Below are 21,245 nucleotides of genomic sequence, written 5' to 3'. Positions count from 1 at the left end.
TCTACTGATTGGACCCCATGTTTTCTAGCACCCTGCACCTCTGTTCCATCCGCGAGGGCTCAGAAGAGCTCCCCGCCGTCGTGCACCCGCAGCGTGGCGCAGCACTCATTCGCGACCTCATTCCTGGCTACTCGGGTGATGTTCTCGACGTGCTCGTCGCCGACAGGCTCGAAGAACTCGAGGCGTCAGCATCCAGCGCGGCGGACTCGATGTTTCGGGACCCGGAGTCAGTGGAATTCGGGGCGCCGTACCGGCACCCGCGCATGCTGTGGGGTATCGGGCTGAATTACGTGGAGCATGCCTCCGACCTTGCCGAGGGCGTACCGGACGAACCAGCGTCCTTCATCAAGGGCGACCACACGATCATCGGCCCCGGTGAGAATATCCCCATCCCGGAGCAGAGCGAACGCACCACCACGGAAGCCGAGATTGCCGTGGTGATCGGTCGCTACTGCCGCAATGTCGAGCCGGAAGATGCGTTGTCCTACCTGGCAGGCGTGGTGCCCGTTCTGGACCAGACGGCGGAAGACATCCTGCAGCGAAACCCACGGTTCCTCACCCGGTCAAAGAACTTCCCCGGCTTCTTCTCCTTTGGCCCCCGGATCATTCCGCTCGCTGAGGTGCTGGAATCAGTGGGTTCCCTTGCCGAGGTCGAGGTCTCCACTGTCGTCAACGGCGAGGTCCACCGCAGCAACACGGTGTCGAACATGCGCTACGATCCGGCATTCCTGATCAGCTTCCACAGCAAGGTGATGCCGCTGTACCCGGGGGACATCATTTCCACCGGAACGCCTGGAGCTGTGCACGTGCGATCCGGGGACGTGGCGGAGTGCTGGGTTGCCGGAGTGGGTGTGCTCAGCAATCCCGTCGTAGCTTCCTAATGACTGCGTCTTCAGAAATGCGTCATCATACCTGGGCCCCGCTGACCTCCACCGCTCCGGCCGGGCCACTGGACGGTGTGAAAGTTGCCGACTTCTCGCGCGTACTCGCCGGACCGTTTGCCTCGATGATGCTCGCGGACTTCGGTGCAGACGTCATCAAGCTCGAAAGACCATCCGGTGACGACACGCGCACCTGGCTGCCGCCCGTAGATGAATATGGCGTTGGAACGTACTTTTCCAGCGTCAACCGCAACAAGCGCTCCGTGGTGTGCGACCTCGGCACGGCGGACGGGCTCGCGGAGGCTCTGGCGATCGCCCTGAGCGCTGACGTCATCATCGAGAACTTTCGCCCGGGGGTAATGGAACGCTACGGACTCGACTATGAGTCCATTCGGGCGGAACGACCAGACATGGTTTACTGCTCGATCACCGGGTTCGGCAACACCGGTGGGGCGCACCTTGCCGGCTACGACCTTCTGGTGCAGGCAGTCGGGGGGCTCATGAGCGTTACCGGTTCGGAAGACGCGGAGCCCAGCAAGGTGGGTGTCGCCCTCGTGGACGTGATGTCGGGCCAGAACGCCGTGGTGGGAATCCTCGCCGCATTGAGGTCCAAGGAACAGACCGGTGTCGGCCAACGGGTTGACGTAAACCTGCTGTCCTCGCTGCTGTCCGGCCTTGTCAATCAGGCATCCAGCACTCTGGCGACCGGCGAGGCTCCACCGCGAATGGGGAATGCACACCCCAGCATTGCTCCGTATGAAACGCTCCATACTGCCGACGGCCCGCTGGCCGTTGCGGTGGGAACCGACAAACAGTTCGCAGGCCTGGTACGCGTGCTGGGCATCCCGGAACTGTCCAGCGACATCCGTTTCTCCGGCAACGCCAATCGGGTGGCCAACCGGATAGCGCTGAAGTCGCTGCTGGAAGGGCAGCTGCAGACCCGGTCGGCCGCGGAATGGTCCGCGCTACTCAGTGCTGCTGGCGTGCCTGCAGGCAAGGTGAACTCGATCGTAGAAGCCCTGGAACTAGCGACCGAGCTCGGGTTGGAGCCAGTTATTGAAATAGGCGACGAAACCCGGACCAGGACAAGCCAGCAGGTGGCCAACCCGATTCGCCTCTCCGAAACTCCTGCGCAGTACCGGCGGTTGCCCCCGCTCCTGGGCGAACACAACGGCGCAACGTTCGACGAGCCATCCAGCCCGTCGGCTGCCATCCAAGAACCGCTAACTGGAAAGTAGAACCATGAACGACACATCGGACCTGATCGGAATCGAATCACTCCTCACCCTGGAAGAAATCACGCTCCGGGACAGCGTGCGCTCCTTTGTGGACGCCGAAATCAAGCCGAACATTGCCCGCTGGTATGAAAACGCCGAGTTTCCGCTGGAGATCGTGCCAGAGATGGCGAAACTTGGCCTGCTCGGCATGCACCTCACGGGCTATGGCTGCCCCGGCCGCAGCGCTGTGGATTACGGTCTGGCCGCCATGGAGTTGGAGGCCGGGGACTCCGGCCTGCGTACCTTCGTGAGCGTGCAGGGCTCACTCGCGATGAGCGCCATCTCCAAGCACGGTTCGGAAGATCAGAAGAGTGAGTGGCTGCCGAAGATGGCAGCCGGGGAGGCGATCGGATGCTTCGGGCTGACCGAGCCCACTGCTGGCTCCGACCCCGGGAACATGCTCACCTTTGCCCGCCGGGACGGCGATGACTGGATTCTCAACGGAAGCAAGCGCTGGATCGGGCTGGCATCGGTGGCGCAGGTCGCCATCATTTGGGCCATGACTGAGGATGGCATTCGTGGTTTCGTGGTTCCCACCGACAGCCCGGGTTTCACGGCCACCGCCATTGAGCAGAAGCTGTCCATGCGAGCCTCGATCCAATGCGATATCGAGATGACGAACATCCGGCTGCCCGGTACTGCGATGCTTCCGCACGCCAAGGGCCTTCGCGGCCCGTTCGAGTGCCTCAACGAGGCCCGCTACGGAATCATCTGGGGCGTTATGGGCGCGGCCCGCGACAGCTACCTCACCGCCCTGGCCTACTCGCAGCAACGCCTTCAATTCGGCAAGCCACTGGCCGGCTACCAACTGACCCAGGAAAAGCTGGTCAACATGGCACTCGAAATAAACAAGGGCACGCTGTTGGCGGTGCAGATCGGCAGGCTGAAGGATGCAGGGACGCTGCAGACTCACCAGATTTCGGTTGGCAAACTCAACAACTGCCGTGAAGCCATCCAGATTTGCCGTGATGCCCGCGCGATGCTCGGCGGCAACGGGATCACGCTGGACTATTCTCCGCTGCGCCACGCCAACAACCTGGAGAGCGTGCGCACCTATGAGGGCACCGATGAAGTACACACCCTAATTTTGGGCAATCACATCACGGGGATTCCAGCGTTCCGCTGAGGCAGCCATGACAGAGGTATCGCCACAGAACCCAGCGCACAGCACCGATCAAAACCGGACAACCGGGACATTCCCCGCGGCAACGACGGCTCTCCACCCCGCGGGAGGCTACCCCGCTAGCTGAACTCGTCCGGCTTAAAAAAATCCGTTGGCGGATCGAACACGACTACCGGGAACTGAAAACAGGTCTCGGTCTGGCCCACTTCGAAGGACGCACCTGGGCCGGTTGGCGCTACCAAGTGGCCCTCGTCACCGCCGCACACCTCTCTTCATCACCGCCCTGAGACTCACCCGCCTACAAGCGCCTGGGGCAGCCTGAGTCTCTACGGCATCCTCCATGAGCAACCAACAGCTCGTCGCCACACGAACCGGATACTGCCCCTACTGCAGACAACGAGCACCAACCTAACTAAGTACTACTAGACGTCGCCTGGACTTGGGCCGCCGAATGCGGCGTCGCCTCAGAAAGCGATGAAAGTGAATGGTTAGCCAAGCGCCGCTACGGTTGCGTTTGCTCACACGCATTTGGCGTAGCCGCTTCAGTTGCTGTCACGTCAGCAGGGGGAGTGATCGCGGCCGGGACCATTAGTCGCGGAATCGTGAAGTGCACGATTGGGCCGATCAGCAGGGCGAACGCAAGAGTGCCCCACCCCAGGTTTCCGCCGAGAATCGCGCCGATCGTGAGTACGACAATCTCGATACCGCTGCGGACGATCCAGATCTTGCCGCCAAATTTGTGATGGATGCCGGTCATCAGGCCATCGCGCGGGCCCGGCCCGAATCGCGCCCCCAGGTAGAGGCCTGTGGCGATGCCGAGCAATAGGAGTCCGGCCACGAAGACCAGGATGCGCAGGAATAGCCCTTCGATCTCGGGCAGCATCCAGAGTCCCAGCTGAGCACTGGGTCCAACGAGCGCAACGTTGAAGACGGTGCCGATGCCGGGCTTTTGCCGGATCGGGATCCACAACAGCAGCACGATCAGACCAACGATGTTAGTGACAAGGCCAAAGGGAAGGCCAGTGGTCAGCGAGACACCTTGGCCGAGAACATCCCACGGGGCGACCCCAACTTCTGCGCGAATCATGAACGCAATGGCGAAACCGTAGAAAAAGAGCCCAAAGGCGAGCTGGGCTACACGGCGAGCCATGATGAGGCGAGGAGTCATAAAGATATCCAATTACGCAATTGGACTCTGAACAAGAGGCCAATTCGGCTATTCTGGCCTCATGAATAGCCTTTCTGCACGCGCATTGGTCGTGATGATGGGTGAATGGCGTGCCGCAGCATCCGCTTCGGCGTATGTGGCTGTGGCCGACCGCATCCGCCTGCTGGTTATGGATGGTCGCATCCTGACTTCAACGCGCCTGCCTGCTGAGCGGGAGTTGGCTCTCGCTCTCGGTGTGAGCCGCACCACGGTGACAGCCGCATACTCCTCGTTGCGCGAGGGCGGCTACGTGGAGAGCACCCGTGGTTCCGGAAGTGTGGCGCAGCTGCCACATCGGTCGTCGCTGATTCCCGACACCGCAGCACCGCAGATGCTCGACTTCAGTAAGTCAACAATGTCTGCCGCACCCGAAGTGATTGCCGCGTCCCAGCTCGCAGCCGAACAACTTCCTGCCTATCTGGGCGAGTCAGGCTTCGACCCCGTCGGTATCCCGGTGCTGCGTGAGGCTATCGCCCAGCGCTACGCCGACCGCGGGCTGCCAACGAGCCCCGACCAGATCATGGTTACCCTCGGCGCCCAGCACGCCATTGCCCTCATCTCGCGCACCCTCATGTCGCGCGGCGACCGCGCCCTCATGGAGAACCCGAGCTACCCGCACGCCCTCGATGCTCTTCGTGCTGCCGGCGCACGACTCGTGCCCGTGGGAGTGTCGACAGAGACGGGGTGGGATGCGCTCGCCGTCGAACAGGCCATCCAGCGCACTAGCCCCTCACTGGCCTATCTCATGCCCGACTTTCACAACCCCACCGGGCAGTCGATGCCCGATGAGCTTCGCGAAAAGCTGCTGTCGCTCGCTGCGCGCCACGGCACCGCAGTAATAGCCGACGAGACGATGGCCGAACTCGATCTCGATGGCACAGGAAACCGGCTGCCGTTTGCCGCACACGGCAACGCGATCTCGGTTGGCTCCGTCGGCAAGACAGTGTGGGGCGGGTTGCGCACCGGCTGGATCCGCGCCGATCACGCCACCATTCGTCAGCTCGTCCGGGCCCGGTCTGCCGGCGACCTCGGTACCCCGCTGCTCGAACAGCTCGTCGTCACCAATGTGCTCGAAGACTTCCCTTCGATTCTGGATGATCGGCGCACCTCATTGCGCGCCGGTCGCGAACACCTCTCCTCCCTCCTCGCCGAACACCTGCCCAGCTGGCAGGTGCCACACACCCCCGGCGGAATGACCGCGTGGGTTGGGCTCGGTCAGCCAGTCAGCTCGCAACTCGTTTTAGCAGCGCGCAACGAAGGTCTCGTGATTGCTGCAGGCCCGCGCTTTGGCATGGATGGGGCATTTGAGCGATTCCTCCGCATTCCCTTCAGCGGAAACGCCGCGGAATTGGAACAGGGTGTTTCGGCACTGGCCGCCGCCTGGTCGACAGTGATGCGGCATCCGTTCTCCCCAGCAAGCAGCGAATTGGCGAACGTCGTTTAGTGCACAACTAATCTCGCGAGAGTATGCGTAGCTTGGTGCATCCTGCGAGAATTGACGCAACAAGTATGTGGATTTCTCACTGCACCCACTTTTCACAGCAACGAAAGTTACCTCGTGCACCTGCTCTCCGTTTTCTCTTTGCGCAACCGAGCTCTTATCGCGCTTGTCACAATCGTCATCGGAATCTTTGGTGGGCTGGCGCTGACGTCGCTCAAGCAAGAGCTCATCCCGTCGCTGTCGCTGCCGCAGATCTTCATCATCTCGACCTACCCCGGTGCGTCGCCCGCGGTCGTTGATAAGGACCTTTCGGCGCCGATTGAGGCTGTTATTCAGGGTGTACCCGGTCTCGAGTCGACTACGGCCACCTCGAACTCCAACTTCTCGAACATCTCAGCCTCGTTCGAATACGGGACCAACATTGCTACCGCCGAGCAGAAAATTCAGCTCGCCATCAACCGCATCTCGGGTCAGTTGCCCGACTCTGCCGACACTCAAGTCTTCACTTTCAACTTCACTGATCTGCCCGTGGTGCAGATTGCTGTCTCCAGCGATCTCGATGCCCAAGAGCTGTCTCGCAAGCTCGAAGCATCCACTCTGGTTGATATCAAGAAGTTGGATGGCGTCAGTGACGCAAGCCTGCTCGGCACGTCAACCCAGCGTGTGGTTATCACTCCCGACCCCGAGAAGCTCTTTGCGAATGGATTGAGCAACGCTGATATCCGCGCGGCACTTGACGACAACGGTGTGCTGTTGCCTGCGGGTGAGATCACCGAAGACGGCCAAACCCTCACAGTTCAGGCTGGCAACCGCATCACCACGACGGATGCGATCGCAGCCCTTCCGCTGCTGGGCGGCACGAATACCGAGGTCGTAACCCTCGACGATGTCTCCACTGTCGAAGTGATCGATGACCCTGAGACGGGAATCTCGCGAGTCGACGGCAGAGACGCGCTCACGATTGCCATCACCAAGAGCCCTGCAGGCAACACGGTTGCTGTTTCGCAGGCCGTGAACGATCTCATCCCTGAGCTCGAAAGTGCACTCGGTAGCAACACGAAGTTCACTGTCGTGTTCGACCAGGCACCCTTCATTGAGGAGTCGATCAACAGCCTCACCACCGAGGGACTGCTCGGGCTGGTCTTCGCCGTGATCGTGATCCTGGTGTTCTTGCTGTCAATCCGCTCGACACTGGTTACCGCAATCTCGATTCCGGCATCCGTGCTCATCACCTTCATTGGTATGCAGGTGTCGGGCTACACGCTCAACATCATTACCCTCGGTGCGCTCACCATTTCTATCGGTCGAGTGGTGGATGACTCGATTGTGGTCATTGAGAACATCAAGCGTCATGTGTCGATGGGGGAGCAGAAACTGCAGGCCATCCAGACTGCGGTGAAGGAAGTTGCGGGAGCTATTACGGCATCCACTGTGACCACTATTGCGGTGTTCCTGCCGCTCGCGCTCGTTGGCGACATCACGGGTGAGCTGTTCCGACCGTTTGCGTTGACGACGGCAATCGCGCTCGCGGCCTCGCTGTTCGTGTCGCTCACGATCGTTCCCGTGCTCGCCTACTGGTTCCTCGGAAACAAGGCGGCACCGCGTCACACCGAAGAAGCTGTCGCACACGCGCACGCCGCCGGTCTCCCGCAGGAGGAAAAGACGACTGCGCTGCAGCGCGGCTACCTTCCGGTGATTAAGTGGACACTCAAGCGTCCGGTTGCCACGCTCCTTGTCGCCGTTCTTCTGCTGGGTGGAACCGTTGCGCTTCTCCCGTTTATGAAGACAAACTTCATTGGCGACAGCGGACAGAACACGCTCACCGTGAGCCAAACTTTGCCTCTCGGCGCGAGCCTTGAGGCGCGTGACGAAGCAGCACAGAAGGTCGAAGATGTGCTCATCAACCTCGACGGCGTTGAGACTGTGCAGCTGTCGATCGGATCAAGCGGCGGATCGTTGCGCGCGGCATTCTCCGGCAGTGGCGCGAGCACCTTCTCGCTCACCACCGACCCCGCGGTCGACCAGGTCGAGCTGCAAAAGAACGTGCGTGATGCCGTCGCCAAAATCGACGACGCTGGTGAAGTAACGCTCGCTTCGGCGTCAAGCGGATTCGCCTCGAGCGACATCGAGATCAACATCACCGCAACCAGTGACTCCGAACTGCGCGAAGCATCGGATGCCCTGCTCAAGCAAGTGCGGGACCTCGATGTGGTTGCCGAAGCCACCAGCAACCTGTCGGAGCAGCAGCCATTCATTTCGGTGACCGTTGATCGCGAGAAGGCAGCAGAGCGTGGACTGAGCGAGATTGCGGTCGGCGGAATTGTGGCCGGCGCGATGAACCCGAATGCTGTCGGCAGCGCGGTGATTGATGAGGCAACTCTGTCGATTTACATCCTCAACGAGTCGGCACCCGTCACGATTCAGCAATTGCGTGACTTCGACATTCCGAGTGCTGCCGGGCTCGTTCCGCTCACTGATGTTGCGGCAGTAACGGTCGATGACGGCCCGGCGAGCATCACCTCGGTGAAGGGTGTGCGCAGTGCGACCCTGAGTGTGACTCCGAGTAGTGACGACGTGGGTACGGCATCCGCCCTAGTTGCTGCTGCCGTTGATGAAGCGAAGCTGCCTGCGGGGGCTTCGGCGTCGCTGGGTGGTGTTGCTACCGAGCAGACGGATGCGTTCCAGCAGCTTGGCCTTGCGCTCTTGGTCGCGATTCTGATCGTTTATGTCGTGATGGTTGCCACTTTCAAGAGCTTGCGCCAGCCGCTGCTCTTGCTGGTGTCGGTGCCGTTCGCGGCAACCGGTGCGATTGCGCTTCAGGTGATCTCGGGCATCCCGCTCGGTGTTGCTTCATTGATCGGTGTGCTGATGCTGATCGGTATTGTCGTCACGAACGCGATCGTGCTTGTTGACCTCATTAACCAGTACCGCGTGAAGGGGATGCGCGCTCGCGAGGCCATCATCGAGGGTTCGTCGCGTCGACTTCGCCCGATTTTGATGACCGCGGCGGCAACGATCTTCGCGCTGCTGCCGCTCGGCATTGGCCTCACGGGCGAGGGCGGGTTCATTTCGCAGCCGCTCGCAATCATCGTGATTGGTGGGCTCGTTTCCTCGACCCTGTTGACCCTCGTGGTGTTGCCCGTTCTCTACTACCTCGTTGAGGGTGCCAAGGAGCGTCGCGAAGATCGCAAGGCCGCAGGCACCGATCGCAAAAGCCGTCGCGCCGCGAAAAAGGCTCGGCGCGAGGCCGAACCGGTAGCGACTGCCGAATAAGGATTCTGTCTCGTCCATCTCCTGCGGATGCCCTAGGTTGAGCCGGGGGAAGTGGAGATTCTGTCATGAACGATGCTGGGGAAAGCAACTCGGTCGGCCAATCTATTCCGGTGCCGGTTGTGCGCTCGGATCACTTTGCGTGGGCTCAAAAACGGTGGCCAACGAAACTTACGTTGCAATATGGCCCGCCACCCTTGGTTGCGAAGCTCTCGGTGATCCTGCATTTGCTCATCGCCCTGTTCTCGTTGGCGGCACTCGCAAGCACTGTCGTGTACATGATCGAACTCTTCGCCCGTGTGGACGTGGAACCATTGCATCGCACAGGGCTCGGACTTATGTCGCTAGCGTTGGTGGCGGGCATGCTAGCAATCGGTCTTCGGCGAATTGACTCTGCGGGTGGCTTAGCCGGCGTACTCTTCACGGCTTTTGCGATCGTGTTGAGTGTGGGTGCTCTTTATCTGGGAATCCCTGTCCTCGTTGCGCCCAGCGGATCGTCCGAATTCATCACCGCTTTCGAATTCCATAACTCGACGGTCATAATCGTGCACGCAATCGTGCTGGTCGTGGGCGTAATGGCGTGGCGAATGTTGGACAAGCAAGTTGCGCGCTTTGCGTTTCAGCGCGACATGTATTGGTCGGCCTATAACACTGCCTTTCCTGAGGGCCAGCGAAGGCGAAAGTTCGCAAGTAGCCAAATGAACCCCGATGAAAGTTCGGGGGAGCTCAAACGTCGACTCGCAGTTGCGGAACGATTGACAGCTCCGCTGCTCGAGCAGTTACTTCTGATGCCTGGTGTCTCAATCGTTGAAGGTTTACATTTCCCGGGGGCCCCGAACGCTCACGTCGGTCACGCTATTGTCGCGAGCAACCGGATCGCTCTGATCGACTCCTATTTGTGGCTTCCTGGTCGGTACCACATGGATGCGTGGGCTCGCGTGGTGTGTGATGGCAAGATCGACGAAACGATCAACGTGACAACTGGGGTCGCAGCTGAGCGCTACGCTGACGGCCGCCAGGCCTTGGATATTCGGGCGTGGGCGGTGGTCCATGGCTTGACCGAAGGTGAGCTCACTATCTCCTGTGACCCCAGCAATCAGATGCGCCTCGTCAGTGCGGGCGACATGCTCGCAGAAGTGGGCGATTGGTTGGCACCTGTCGGGGAGATCGTGGATCTGTATCCGCTGCAGTTTGCAGTGAACTCACGCCTCAAGTAGTGCCGGACATCCATCCGCCCCTCGTAATTCGGCGCGCAATGGAGTAACGTAGTTAGGTCGGCTCAAGACAGCGCGAAATTTCGCGTAGGGTTTGTAAGTCTTGCGGGCCGGTTTGCCAGCATACGTGTCTGAAAAGTTCAGGCAGTTGGCGACAATCACACGAATGTATGTGACGGCCTCGGTCAAAGACTGCCCGGGTTCAGAAGTGCAGTGCACGAATGCTCAAGCTAGTTAGTAAACAACTAATTAAATTGGTGAGCGTTGGCGTGCGCGCGCTCCACGCACTAGATGTGTTTCATCTACGAATAACCCGGAAAGAACTATGCCTAATTTCAATAAACCTGCCACAGGCCGTGGCAACAAAAACTTCAAGTCCGCCCCTAAGGGTGGCGGCGGAGCGCGCAGCGAAGGTCACCGCGGATTCCGTGCAGACCAGGGCGAAGCGCCCAAGCGTCGGTGGAGTGCGGATGACCGTGCCGCGCGCACTGGCGACCGCAACACAGGAGCATCTCGTGGCGGACGCGATGAGCGTCGCCCCGACTGGACTCCTCGCGAAAAGCCTGCCCGTGGTGGCCGCCCCGAAAACGGCGACCGCAACGAGCGTCCCTCGTACGGTGACCGCCCGCAGCGCAACGAACGTGGCGCCTACGGTGACCGTCCCCAGCGCACTGAGCGTCCTTCATATGGGGACCGCCCCGAGCGTGGAGGCCGCCCGTCATACGGCGACCGCACCGAACGCCCGCAGCGCACTGAGCGCGGAAGCTATGGTGACCGTCCCCAGCGCGATTCGCGTCCCGAGCGTGGCGGTTACGCCGGCCGCTCAGAGCGCCCCTCATACAACGACCGCGCTCAGCGCACCGAGCGTCCCTCCTCTGGTGACCGCCCCGACCGCGGTGGCCGTCCCTCGTACGGCGACCGCAACGATCGCCCGCAGCGCACCGAGCGTCCGTCATACAACGACCGCGCTGACCGTGGTGGTTCCGCCGGTCGCTCAGAGCGCCCCTCGTATGGAGACCGTCCTGACCGCGGTGCATCCGCCGGCCGTTCAGAGCGTCCTTCCTACAACGATCGCGCACAGCGTTCAGAGCGTCCTTCCTACAACGATCGCGCACAGCGTTCAGAGCGCCCCTCATATGGTGACCGCCCCGACCGCGGCAGCCGTCCGTCCTACAACGACCGCAACGATCGCCCACAGCGCTCCGAGCCGCGCGAAAGCTCGTACTACCCGAACCGCGACGCTAAGTCGTCGCACGCGCAGCAGGAAGATGTTGTTCTCGAGCGTCTCGTCGCCAAGGTAGTTACCGCGAGCGACATCGAAGGCAAGTCCTTCATCGACCTCGGTATCGGCTCGAACATTTCGCGTCAGCTCGCATCCATGGGTGCAGAGTCACCGTTCCCCATCCAGGCAGCAACCATCCCCGACGTTCTCGCCGGTAAAGATGTTTTGGGTCGCGGAAAGACCGGATCGGGCAAGACCATTGCTTTCGGTGCGCCCCTCGTTGAACGCCTCATGGAGAACAACGGTGGCAAGGACCGTCAGATGGGTCGCAAGCCTCGCGCCCTCATCCTCGCTCCGACTCGTGAGCTTGCTCAGCAGATCGATCGCACCATTCAGCCCATCGCTCGCAGCGTTGGTCTGTTCACCACGACCATCGTTGGTGGCGTTCCTCAGTACAAGCAGGTTGCAGCCCTCCAGCGCGGTGTCGATGTCATCATCGCTACCCCCGGTCGTGTTGAGGACCTCATCGAGCAGGGTCGCCTCGACCTCAGCCAGGTGAAGGTTACTGTTCTCGACGAAGCCGACCACATGTGCGACCTCGGGTTCCTTGAGCCCGTTCAGCGCATTCTGCGTGAGACCAGCGATGGCGGTCAGAAGTTGCTGTTCTCGGCAACCCTCGACAAGGGTGTTGCCACTCTCGTGAAGGAGTTCCTTGTTGACCCGGCCGTGCACGAGGTAGCTGGCGAAGACCAGGCCTCATCCACGATCGACCACAAGGTTCTGCTCATCGAACAGCGCGAAAAGCGTGCGATCATCAAGCAGCTCGCTGCTGGCGATGGCAAGACTCTCGTCTTCACTCGCACGCGTGCGTTCGCTGAAGAGATGGCTGAATTCTTGAGTATGTCCGGAACTCCGGCAACCAGCCTCCACGGTGACCTCAACCAGTCGCGTCGTACCCGCAACCTGCAGATGCTCACGAGCGGCAAGGTAAACGTGCTCGTCGCGACAGACGTTGCAGCCCGCGGCATCCACGTGGACGACATCAGCCTCGTCATTCAGGCTGATGCTCCCGAGGAGTACAAGACGTACCTGCACCGCGCTGGCCGTACCGGTCGTGCAGGCAAGGTCGGCACCGTTGTCACGCTGATCAACCGCAACCGTCGTCGCAAGATGGACGAACTGCTCGGCCGCGCCGAGATCGATGCAGAGTCGATCGACGTTGCTGCCGGAGACGCCGTCATCGACAAGCTGGCTGCGCTCTAACCACGCACACACGAAAGCCCCGGATGCCCCACTCACGTGGTCGGCATCTGGGGCTTTTTGCGTCCGGAGTTCGCGCGGCCACAGCACGGCGACAACGTGGCCGAGATGCGCTGGTTTACGAGCAGTCAATCGCGGCACGACTTTTCTAACTGATATCAATAGTGATACTATGACTTGTGACAAGTGTAGAGAAGTTGTTGGCGCAGATGCGGCACGCACCGAAAGGAGTGAGGTTCGCGGATCTCGTGAAGGTCTGCGATCTGTACTTCGGAAAACCGCGACAAGAAGGTACCTCGCACAGGGTGTACCGGATGCCATGGCACGGTGACCCGCGCGTGAACATTCAAAACGACCACGGCAAGGCCAAGCCTTATCAGGTGCGGCAGGTGCTGGCGGCAATCGAGAAATTGGAAGGAGAATGGCTGTGAAGACTGTGAAGACTGTGAATGCAGAGCACTACACCTACCGAGTGCGGTGGTCTCCTGAGGATGAGGCATTTATCGGCGCAGTGGCCGAGATGCCGTCGCTATCGTGGGTAGGCGACAAATCGGATGATGCGTTCCAGGGCATTCAAGCTCTGGTCAAAGATGTCCTTGACGACATGCTCGAAAGCGGTGAGACCGCACCCGAGGCGATTGCGGACCGCACCTACTCTGGCAAATTCATGGTTCGTGTCACCCCTGAGTCGCATCGACAGCTCGTCATCGACGCGGCCGAACAAAACGTCTCCCTCAACCGCCTAGCTGCGAGCCGGCTCGTTCACTAGGGACCTTGTGGCTACGCGCGTCAGTGCTCTCAAATTGTCGATTCTCAGACTCGCTGCCACGAGCGTTCAAGGTTGCTTGCGTGAGTTCGACGGATCAGTTGCTGGCCCTCCCCGCGACCTGCTAGTCGTTGTACGTATCGACTATGGAGATTCTCGCGCCACTGGGATCTTCCGGAATACTGCTGTCGCATGCGAAGTCCCACGTATCGGTGGTCATCACGAGCGATGGGACGCGGCGCACATCGTCAGCCTCGCAAGTCATCACCGATCCGTCAGTAAAGGTGATCGTTGAGACCGGGCTGAACTTCGTGTTGTTGGCGTTGGTGATGTCGAACCCTAGTTTGAGCTCAGTGCCGAAGCCTGTCTGTTCCAGATCAGCCGAGGTGACGGTGTACCGGCCGGCCGGGTGTTGTCTTCGATGTTGGAGATGGATGCGCTAGCGACAACTGCAAGTGGATCGATCTCTGGCTCGGAGGAGCAGGCCGCGAGGGACACAATGGTCAGCGTGACGGTCGCGGTCGCGAGTAATGCTCTCATATCGGCGAGCATATCAACTGCGCTCCGCTCCACACCGATTCAAGGGGACTGCCGGTAGACCCAGACGGGCCCGACCCGCTCAGATACCGTTTGGGCATGACAGCCTAAATAATCCGCCCGCTGACAGGACGAATCGACCTCCACGGGCTACGCGGCCCGCGTGGCGATGGACCCTCCAACCGGAGCATGTTTAGGATTGCGACCGGCAGGATTATCCGACCAACCTGGGTGAATGCAGACGAGGGCAAACCGTACTGGCATGGCTACTGGACGATTAGCCGCGAACACCTCACAGCGGTCGCGGAGGTGATCGCCATTCGGGACGGCGAAGTGCAAATCGAGATGCACTACAGTCAAACCGAACAATGCGATCGGCGCTGTCAGACCGCAACGGGTGACGATTGCACGTGCTCCTGTGAGGGTATACACCACGGCGAAGCGCAGCACGAATCCTGGAAAGAGGTCGGCGACACAACTCTCGTGCGCGGAACAGGTGCAAAGGCGGTGAATCGCGTGCTCACTCGCAAGCAGGCATTAAAGGAACAGCGCCACTGCGAGTAACCGGTTGTCGCTGCTTCCCACTCGAAATGGGCCCCAGCCTAGTCGTAGCTCAAGCGATAAACTTCCCCCATGAGCGACGAGATCCTACTTACCAAAAGCCGCATTAGGGGGAAACGCCGAAGTACATATTTTCAACAACCGCGTCGAGTGGTCACTCGCTCATCGAGGCGCAGCGTTCAATATCACCGCGATCCTTGTCGCCTTCATGACAATCGGGGGACAGCTGGACGTGGTGTGCTTGCGGTGCGGGATCGTCTTGCCTCTAGATCGCTAGCCGAAATGTATGATCCGTTCGTAGTGAGCCCGGCACTCATCGAGGCCCACGACCACCTCGACCAGGTGGTAGATCGAGGTTTTGGTTTTACCGCACCTCCCATGCCCGCTGATCGCCAGCATCGCTTATTTGAACGCTACGTGGCGATGGTTAATGACGGGCAACTTGAGACGCCTAAGAAAAGCCGACCGAAAACGAAAAAAGCAAAGCTCACCTGATGCTTCATATGCTCGTCGACACTTCTTCCTGGCTCGACCTTTCCAAACGACGTGACGGCCAGCGGTGGATTGTGGCACTTCGCGTTCTCGTTAGTCAAAAGCAACTTGAGCTAATCGTTCCAGCGGTAGTTATCGACGAGTTCGAGCGAAATCGTGACCGCATCGAAGCGTCAATGACTGCGAGCGTCGCCCAGCGGTTCAAACTCATCAAGCAGGACCTCGATGACTTCGGCGGCACAAACCAAGAGGAAGCGCTCAAGCTGATTGAGGACCTCGCCCGCCACGTTCCTTTGATTGGCGCCATGACAACTCGCAACTTTGACGAGGTGCTGGAGTTGTTGCGTGCAGGTCGGACACTTGAACCGACCGATGCGATTCGCCACCGGATTGTCGAACGGGGTTTGGCGAAACGCGCACCGTTTCACCGGTCACGCAATAGTGTCGCCGACGCTTTGCTCATCGAGCTCTATGGGGCGGCGATGGACGGCGTTGATCTTGATCGTGAGCCGCACGCGTTTGTGACCACGAACAGCGATGACTTTTCGGTTCCGACAGGAGATCGCCGACAGCCGCATTCGGATCTGGGTGACTTCTTCGCAGCGGATGGATCGAGTTACGAGCTTGGCGTCGAGGGACTCAACGGAGTCCTCTTTCGCCATTTTGGTGACGAGATCGAGCAACTTTTCGAAGAGACCTATTTCGAAGAGGAGCCGAGGCGGCTCGACGCGATCCAAGAGGCCGAACGAGAGATGTTCGATAGGATCTGGTATCACCGGTCACTGCAGCATGAGTATCGGCTGGAAGATAGCGGAGATCAGGCTGCTCTGGACTACCTGCTCGCGGTCGCAGGGCCAGGACGCCTACGAGTTGAGACGGCGCACTCTGAGCCCGGGCAACTTGGGCCGTATACCGATTTCCAGTTGGGCATGCTTAACGGAAAGCTCTCTACCCTTCGGTGGGTATTGGGCAGCGAGTGGGACTTCTTAGATACTTAGAGTAGTTGTCGACCCGGCAGTCCGAAATGATGACCAGTTCAACGGGTTAACGCGACATCTGGTTTGCTCTCGCAACTGCTCGCTGCAAAGACATTCAGAGTCCACCGGATGGCAGTGGTCTCTCGTATGCTCCATTTATGGAGCACCTCAAGAAGGACCTCGGGCAACTGAAAAAAGGTCAATTGTAGTTGTGGCTCTGCGTCAGCAGGCGAACGTTTTATTGATGGATTCGTCGAATTACCGCACCTACGCAGCGAGCAAAGGTGGGCACTACCGCTACTTTGGCGGTCTGATAAAAAAGAGCCCGGCGAGGATCATCGTGCCTTCCAGCGGGCACTGGCTGCTCGCGATTGATCTCGGTGGGAAGTCAGGGCGCATCAACGCGACAATCGGCGTCGAACCTCCGCCACGGGGCAACCTTCCCGAGTACCGCACTCCACCCGACCAAGGTGTATCTGGTCAAGTCTCCGTCCGTCGCCCGTTACCGCCAGAGTCCGAAGCCGAGTTTGATGGGCGTACGTGGGACGTATTCCTCTCTCATGCAAGCGAAGACAAGGCGGCGGTCGCGCTTCCCCTCGCTCAGGCGCTTCAGGACCGCGGTGTCTCGGTGTGGCTCGACAAAGCAGAGCTCCGCATTGGCGATAGCCTGCGACGACGCATAGACCGCGGCATCCGCAGCAGTCGATTCGCCGCTGTCGTCCTCAGCGAGGCTTACTTCGCGAAAGGCTGGCCACAATACGAGCTCGACGGCATCGTCACCCTCACTGTCGGAGGCCAGCAAAACCTCCTTCCCATCTAACATGACCTCGACAGAGATGTCGTTGCCGCAAATAGTCCGTCTCTCGCTGACAAGTTCGCACGTTCCACCTCTGACACTGAGATCGGCACGATCGCCGCTGAGATCGCCCTCCTGGTCGTGGAAGCACGCGAGGCCCAGCTAGACGACCGGAGCTAGTCCTACCAGTAGCCGTCCGCATTACCGGGTCATCCGGATGTGTGCGACTGAGGGTCAAGTGGGACACCATTGCTCCCGAGGAGTACAAGACGTACCTGCACCGTGCTGGCCGTACCGGTCGCGCAGGCAAGGTCGGCATCGTTGTCACGCTGATCAACCGCAACCGTCGTCGCAAGATGGACGAGCTGCTCGGTCGCGCCGAAATCGACAAGTTGGCTGCACTCTAACCAACCGGATCTCTGAGCAGGTCAAAGGGAACTCAAAAGCGTCCATCAGATATTTAGTTGATGCTCTAGTCATTGGGGAGCCGCGGCCTCACAGCCAACGCCTAATGCTCGTGATCTGCAATTATTCGCTGTACAGTGAATAACATGCAAACCAGTGCAAAACGAGCAGGCGAGGCAATCATTAGATTATTGCCTCCGAAGTTGGTTTCCGCGGCGCGTCTAGAGAAGGATCTGGAAACTCGAATCGTCTTTGCCTGGAAGGGGGTCGACCTCAGCTTGAAACCGGTATGGGTTGGCCAAGGCTATCCGCGCGATCTGGAGCGCACAATACACGGCGTTGATGAACGACTATTGCCAGAAGTCGTGTTCGTCGCTCGAGAGTTCTCCCGTGGTTCGCGAGCGACATTGGCCGATCGAGAACTCAACTGGGCTGACGAGGCTGGAAACGCCTGGATCGCGTTGTCAAGCGGGCTACTCATTTCGAGTCAGGCGGCGCGAACGCCGTCTGCACGAAACCTCTCCGATCGGTGGAGCGCCGCTGTTGCGACAGTTTCTGAAACCATGCTCACAATTCACCTGCGCCTGTACGGACAAGCGGCAGGTTCTGAGTACCCAATGCCGCCTGTTGGCGAGCTTGCAGAACTAGGGAACCTCTCCGCCGGGCGTGTTTCGGAAATACTCCGACGGTTTGACAAAGCTGGGTACACCAAAAAGACAGGCCCACGCCGCGGGCCCGGATCGAGGAGACACGTCGCTGATCCAACTCGGATGCTGAGCGACTGGGCAGCATGGCACAGTAACGCAACAAGTCAAACCACCGGAATGCATACGCTGTGGAGCAGCCCATATGAGTTCGTTGAGCGTGGACTTACAGGGTCGATAAGCCGCGAACAGTGGGCGGTAACTGGATGGCTCGCTGCAGATATTCTCGCGCCACTCATAACCGAGGTTCCGACGATCTCCGTCTATCTTGACTGCGACGTGTACGACAGCGAACTTGACGCGCTTGCAGAACGACTGGACCTGCGTCGCGTGGAGTCGGGGCACAGGGTGCTCTTCATTCGTGCGGAACGACAAGTGCTTGCGTTGTCAACGACGGTGAGCGGTATCCGGATAGTCTCTCCAATCCGGCTTTACGGGGATCTATTGCGACAACAGGGGCGCGGAGAAGACGCAGCTGAACACTTGAGGAGAACGATAATTGGCTGGTGAGAACGAGCGTACGTTGTCGGGTCGCGCACGCGCCGAGGCGGCGCTCGCGGCCTTGGTGGAGAGTATTGGTGATCACACAAAAGTCACGGTAATCGGCGGGATGGTTCCCAAGACTCTGACTTTGCGGAGCCGGACGCCCCATATCGGAACTGCTGACCTTGACTTGCTCCTCGACGTCGCTCCCCGCTATGACCGCGACGAGGGCGACTTTGGGTGGCTGCAAGCTGCACTTGATTCAGCCGGATTCACGAGAATCGAGCAGAGTGGCGGATGGCAATGGCTCACAACCATTGAGGAGAAGCCCGTTATTGTCGAGTTCATCTGTGATGTTCCCGATTCTCAGGGGCTCACGATTGCGCTGCCCGGCGCACCGCAGGTAGCCGCACTCAATTTTGCAGGGCCCGCACCAGCGTTGCAGAATGCCGTCGAGATTCAACTCCATCGCGGCCTTGGTTCGCCCGCAGTACAGGTTCGATTTGCGGGCCTCGGGGGCTACCTTTTGGCGAAAGCAACTGCAGTTGTAAGTAGAGGCTTCGATAAGGACTTTTACGATTTCGCTTTCGTCATTCTCAACAATGATTTTGGTGGGCCGACCCAGGCTGGGCGGGACGCGGCATCCGCACTTCCCCGACACCCGACGCACGATTACACGGAGACGATTAGGCAAGCGGTGAGGCTCTTCGAAGGGGCCAATTCTCAAGGGGTCACAGCGTTTGTGAGAGAGATGCAGGCGGCGGGAGACTTGACCTCTTCTGACATTCTTGCCCAGGATGCCGTTGCCGCTGTTGGCCAATTCTTTGACGCGTTTATTCAGGTGCCCTAAGCAACTCTCGACAAGGGTGTTGCCACTCTCGTGAAGGAGTTCCTTGTTGACCCGGCCGTGCACGAGGTAGCTGGCGAAGACCAGGCCTCATCCACGATCGACCACAAGGTTCTGCTCATCGAACAGCGCGAAAAGCGTGCGATCATCAAGCAGCTCGCTGCTGGCGATGGCAAGACTCTCGTCTTCACTCGCACGCGTGCGTTCGCTGAAGAGATGGCTGAATTCTTGAGTATGTCCGGAACTCCGGCAACCAGCCTCCACGGTGACCTCAACCAGTCGCGTCGTACCCGCAACCTGCAGATGCTCACGAGCGGCAAGGTAAACGTGCTCGTCGCGACAGACGTTGCAGCCCGCGGCATCCACGTGGACGACATCAGCCTCGTCATTCAGGCTGATGCTCCCGAGGAGTACAAGACGTACCTGCACCGCTCTGGCCGCACAGGCCGCGCCGGCAAGGTCGGCACCGTTGTCACTCTCATCAACCGCAACCGTCGTCGCAAGATGGACGAACTGCTCGGCCGCGCCGAGATCGACGCAGAGTCGATCGACGTAGCTGCCGGTGACGCCGTCATCGACAAGCTGGCTGCGCTCTAACCACGCACACACGAAAGCCCCGGATGCCCCACTCGCGTGGTCGGCATCCGGGACTTTCTGCTGCGGACCGAAGAACAGAATCCCCTCTCGTAGAATCGCATCATGAACGACAAACCGTCAGTTGCAGCGCGGGCCGGTTCCGCACTGGGTCACGCGACTAGTTCTGCTGCCCATGGAACGCGCGAAGCGATTCGCAAAAATCCGAAGGCGAACCGCATCTACCGCACGACAGTCGGTGTCGTGGGCGGTACGACTGTCGCACTCGGCGCCGCGCTCATCCCGTTGCCCGGCCCGGGTTCTCTCGTTGCTATTGGCGGTCTCGCCCTCCTCGGCACCGAGTTCGAGACGGCGAAGAAGGCCAGCGGCAAAGCGAATGCCCTCGCCGCGGCGAACGAGAAACGCAAACGGCGCGCAGCTCGACGAGCCGACGCTGACGATCCCGGCTTCGGCGCAGAAGCTTCCGCGGACTGAGCGCTCTCGTTCAGCGAATGGGGCGATGCTCTCGAAGTAGCGAGGGCAGGTCGGTCATTGATGTAAAGACGGTGGCGCCTTCGGCGTGCAGCCATTCGGCGGGGCTGAGGCCGCCCGCGTAACCAAACGCGTGCATGCCCGCAGCGCGAGCCGCTTGGACACCGTACTCGCTATTTTCGATCACGACGCAACGTTCCGGGCGGTGCCCCATTTGTTCCGCGGCGTGGAGGAAGACGTCGGGGGCAGGCTTGCCATGGGCGACGTCGGCGGGGCTACAGATTCGTCCCTCGAACCGTTCGAACAAGCCGGTGAGCCCAAGGGTGTTGCGAATCTTCTCGTGGCTTCCGCTTGAGGCTACGCAGCTCTGAATTTTGATGTCGTCAAGCGCGGACCCGATTCCCGCAATGGCCTGAAGTCCCACGTCATAAGCCTCAAACAGCAGCGGCTGGTACTTGGCTTCCCAGCATTACGGAAGCTCAATGCAGAGGTTGTCCTGCAGCTTGGTGGCGAAGCTCGAGGCGGACTTTCCCAGAAACAGCTCGACAGCCTCTTCGGTCGTCAGCTGCCAACCAAAGTCTGCGCAGAGGAGGTTGTCGATCTCGACTGCGTGAACTTCGCTGTCGACGAGAACGGCATCGCAATCTAAAATGAAAAGATCGATGTGCTCGTTCATGGTGACTTTCTACCATTCCCCTTCAGCGCGCCCAGATAGAT

At 59.9% G+C, this 21,245-nt stretch carries 21 protein-coding genes and 2 pseudogenes; 19 read left to right on the top strand and 4 right to left on the bottom strand.

Translation table 11 applies throughout. The annotated features are described in order from the left end of the window. Nucleotides 1-17 precede the first annotated feature (17 nt). From ACTJJW_RS02015 to ACTJJW_RS02000, 4 genes and pseudogenes are all read left to right on the top strand, one after another. A complete protein-coding gene (locus ACTJJW_RS02015; RefSeq protein WP_462642329.1) occupies nucleotides 18-881 on the top strand; it encodes a fumarylacetoacetate hydrolase family protein in 864 nt (287 codons plus the stop codon). 17 nt (nucleotides 882-898) lie between these two features. Continuing rightward, nucleotides 899-2,119: a CaiB/BaiF CoA transferase family protein gene (locus tag ACTJJW_RS02010; RefSeq protein ID WP_462642328.1), complete on the top strand. Its 1,221-nt coding sequence runs from the start codon at nucleotides 899-901 to the stop codon at nucleotides 2,117-2,119. 4 nt (nucleotides 2,120-2,123) lie between these two features. Then, a complete protein-coding gene (locus ACTJJW_RS02005) occupies nucleotides 2,124-3,284 on the top strand; it encodes an acyl-CoA dehydrogenase family protein (protein ID WP_462642327.1) in 1,161 nt (386 codons plus the stop codon). A 74-nt stretch (nucleotides 3,285-3,358) separates the two neighbouring features. Next, nucleotides 3,359-3,603 (top strand): annotated as a pseudogene (locus ACTJJW_RS02000) (transposase); the annotation flags it as partial. A 180-nt stretch (nucleotides 3,604-3,783) separates the two neighbouring features. Here the strand turns inward: ACTJJW_RS02000 and yczE are convergent. Then, on the bottom strand, nucleotides 3,784-4,449 hold the full coding sequence (gene yczE, locus ACTJJW_RS01995; RefSeq protein ID WP_462642326.1) for a membrane protein YczE: 666 nt from the start codon (nucleotides 4,447-4,449) through the stop codon (nucleotides 3,784-3,786). 61 nt (nucleotides 4,450-4,510) lie between these two features. Here yczE and yczR point away from each other — a divergent pair, with 61 nt between their 5' ends. The 6 genes from yczR (at nucleotide 4,511) to ACTJJW_RS01965 (ending at nucleotide 13,664) form a co-directional block, all read left to right on the top strand. Beyond that, entirely contained in the window at nucleotides 4,511-5,932 is a 1,422-nt protein-coding gene (yczR, locus tag ACTJJW_RS01990; protein WP_462642325.1) for a MocR-like transcription factor YczR, read from the top strand. Nucleotides 5,933-6,046: 114 nt separating this feature from the next. Next, complete coding sequence (locus tag ACTJJW_RS01985) at nucleotides 6,047-9,202, top strand: efflux RND transporter permease subunit (protein WP_462642479.1); 3,156 nt, start codon at nucleotides 6,047-6,049, stop codon at nucleotides 9,200-9,202. Nucleotides 9,203-9,267: 65 nt separating this feature from the next. Beyond that, entirely contained in the window at nucleotides 9,268-10,416 is a 1,149-nt protein-coding gene (locus tag ACTJJW_RS01980) for a hypothetical protein (protein WP_462642324.1), read from the top strand. Between the two features lie 322 nt (nucleotides 10,417-10,738). Continuing rightward, on the top strand, nucleotides 10,739-12,898 hold the full coding sequence (locus ACTJJW_RS01975) for a DEAD/DEAH box helicase (protein WP_462642323.1): 2,160 nt from the start codon (nucleotides 10,739-10,741) through the stop codon (nucleotides 12,896-12,898). 176 nt (nucleotides 12,899-13,074) lie between these two features. Continuing rightward, nucleotides 13,075-13,326, top strand: a complete 252-nt coding sequence (locus tag ACTJJW_RS01970; RefSeq protein WP_462642322.1) for a toxin HicA — start codon at nucleotides 13,075-13,077, stop codon at nucleotides 13,324-13,326. After that, nucleotides 13,317-13,664 (top strand): type II toxin-antitoxin system HicB family antitoxin, encoded by a 348-nt coding sequence (locus tag ACTJJW_RS01965; protein ID WP_462642321.1) that lies wholly within the window; start codon nucleotides 13,317-13,319, stop codon nucleotides 13,662-13,664. The genes ACTJJW_RS01970 and ACTJJW_RS01965 overlap by 10 nt, the downstream gene beginning before the upstream one ends. A 336-nt stretch (nucleotides 13,665-14,000) precedes the next feature. Here ACTJJW_RS01965 and ACTJJW_RS01960 read toward each other — a convergent pair whose 3' ends face one another. Continuing rightward, a complete protein-coding gene (locus tag ACTJJW_RS01960; protein WP_462642320.1) occupies nucleotides 14,001-14,201 on the bottom strand; it encodes a hypothetical protein in 201 nt (66 codons plus the stop codon). A 228-nt stretch (nucleotides 14,202-14,429) separates the two neighbouring features. Between ACTJJW_RS01960 and ACTJJW_RS01955 the strand changes: the two genes are divergently transcribed. The 9 genes and pseudogenes from ACTJJW_RS01955 (at nucleotide 14,430) to ACTJJW_RS01915 (ending at nucleotide 20,531) form a co-directional block, all read left to right on the top strand. Next, nucleotides 14,430-14,762 carry a hypothetical protein gene (locus tag ACTJJW_RS01955; protein WP_462642319.1) on the top strand — a complete coding sequence of 111 codons (333 nt, stop codon included), beginning with the start codon at nucleotides 14,430-14,432 and terminating at the stop codon, nucleotides 14,760-14,762. Nucleotides 14,763-14,831: 69 nt separating this feature from the next. After that, entirely contained in the window at nucleotides 14,832-15,254 is a 423-nt protein-coding gene (locus tag ACTJJW_RS01950; RefSeq protein ID WP_462642318.1) for a type IIL restriction-modification enzyme MmeI, read from the top strand. After that, nucleotides 15,254-16,249, top strand: coding sequence for a PIN domain-containing protein (locus tag ACTJJW_RS01945; protein ID WP_462642317.1), 996 nt, complete (start codon nucleotides 15,254-15,256; stop codon nucleotides 16,247-16,249). Before ACTJJW_RS01950 ends, ACTJJW_RS01945 begins: the two co-directional genes overlap by 1 nt. Continuing rightward, on the top strand, nucleotides 16,242-17,048 hold the full coding sequence (locus ACTJJW_RS01940) for a DUF1883 domain-containing protein (protein WP_462642478.1): 807 nt from the start codon (nucleotides 16,242-16,244) through the stop codon (nucleotides 17,046-17,048). The genes ACTJJW_RS01945 and ACTJJW_RS01940 overlap by 8 nt, the downstream gene beginning before the upstream one ends. Nucleotides 17,049-17,245: 197 nt before the next feature. Next, nucleotides 17,246-17,431, top strand: coding sequence for a hypothetical protein (locus tag ACTJJW_RS01935; protein ID WP_462642485.1), 186 nt, complete (start codon nucleotides 17,246-17,248; stop codon nucleotides 17,429-17,431). A 144-nt stretch (nucleotides 17,432-17,575) separates the two neighbouring features. After that, a complete protein-coding gene (locus tag ACTJJW_RS01930; RefSeq protein ID WP_462642316.1) occupies nucleotides 17,576-18,643 on the top strand; it encodes a type IV toxin-antitoxin system AbiEi family antitoxin in 1,068 nt (355 codons plus the stop codon). Then, complete coding sequence (locus tag ACTJJW_RS01925) at nucleotides 18,633-19,466, top strand: hypothetical protein (protein ID WP_462642314.1); 834 nt, start codon at nucleotides 18,633-18,635, stop codon at nucleotides 19,464-19,466. The genes ACTJJW_RS01930 and ACTJJW_RS01925 overlap by 11 nt, the downstream gene beginning before the upstream one ends. Then, nucleotides 19,467-20,060, top strand: a pseudogene (locus ACTJJW_RS01920) (helicase-related protein); the annotation flags it as partial. It abuts the gene before it with no gap. Between the two features lie 102 nt (nucleotides 20,061-20,162). Next, nucleotides 20,163-20,531: a PGPGW domain-containing protein gene (locus ACTJJW_RS01915; RefSeq protein ID WP_462642312.1), complete on the top strand. Its 369-nt coding sequence runs from the start codon at nucleotides 20,163-20,165 to the stop codon at nucleotides 20,529-20,531. A 10-nt stretch (nucleotides 20,532-20,541) separates the two neighbouring features. Here the strand turns inward: ACTJJW_RS01915 and ACTJJW_RS01910 are convergent, their stop codons facing one another. Together ACTJJW_RS01910 and ACTJJW_RS01905 are read right to left on the bottom strand one after the other, a co-directional pair. Further along, entirely contained in the window at nucleotides 20,542-20,973 is a 432-nt protein-coding gene (locus ACTJJW_RS01910; RefSeq protein WP_462642476.1) for an HAD-IA family hydrolase, read from the bottom strand. Between the two features lie 24 nt (nucleotides 20,974-20,997). Further along, the gene (locus ACTJJW_RS01905) at nucleotides 20,998-21,204 is read right to left on the bottom strand and encodes a hypothetical protein (RefSeq protein WP_462642311.1); all 207 of its coding nucleotides are present in this window, start codon (nucleotides 21,202-21,204) and stop codon (nucleotides 20,998-21,000) included. Between the last annotated feature and the right edge of the window lie 41 nt (nucleotides 21,205-21,245).

It is taken from the genome of Rhodoglobus galactosidasius, from assembly GCF_054957775.1.
Note: the sequence above shows the minus strand (reverse complement) of the source record. Positions and strands in the feature narration are given on the sequence as shown.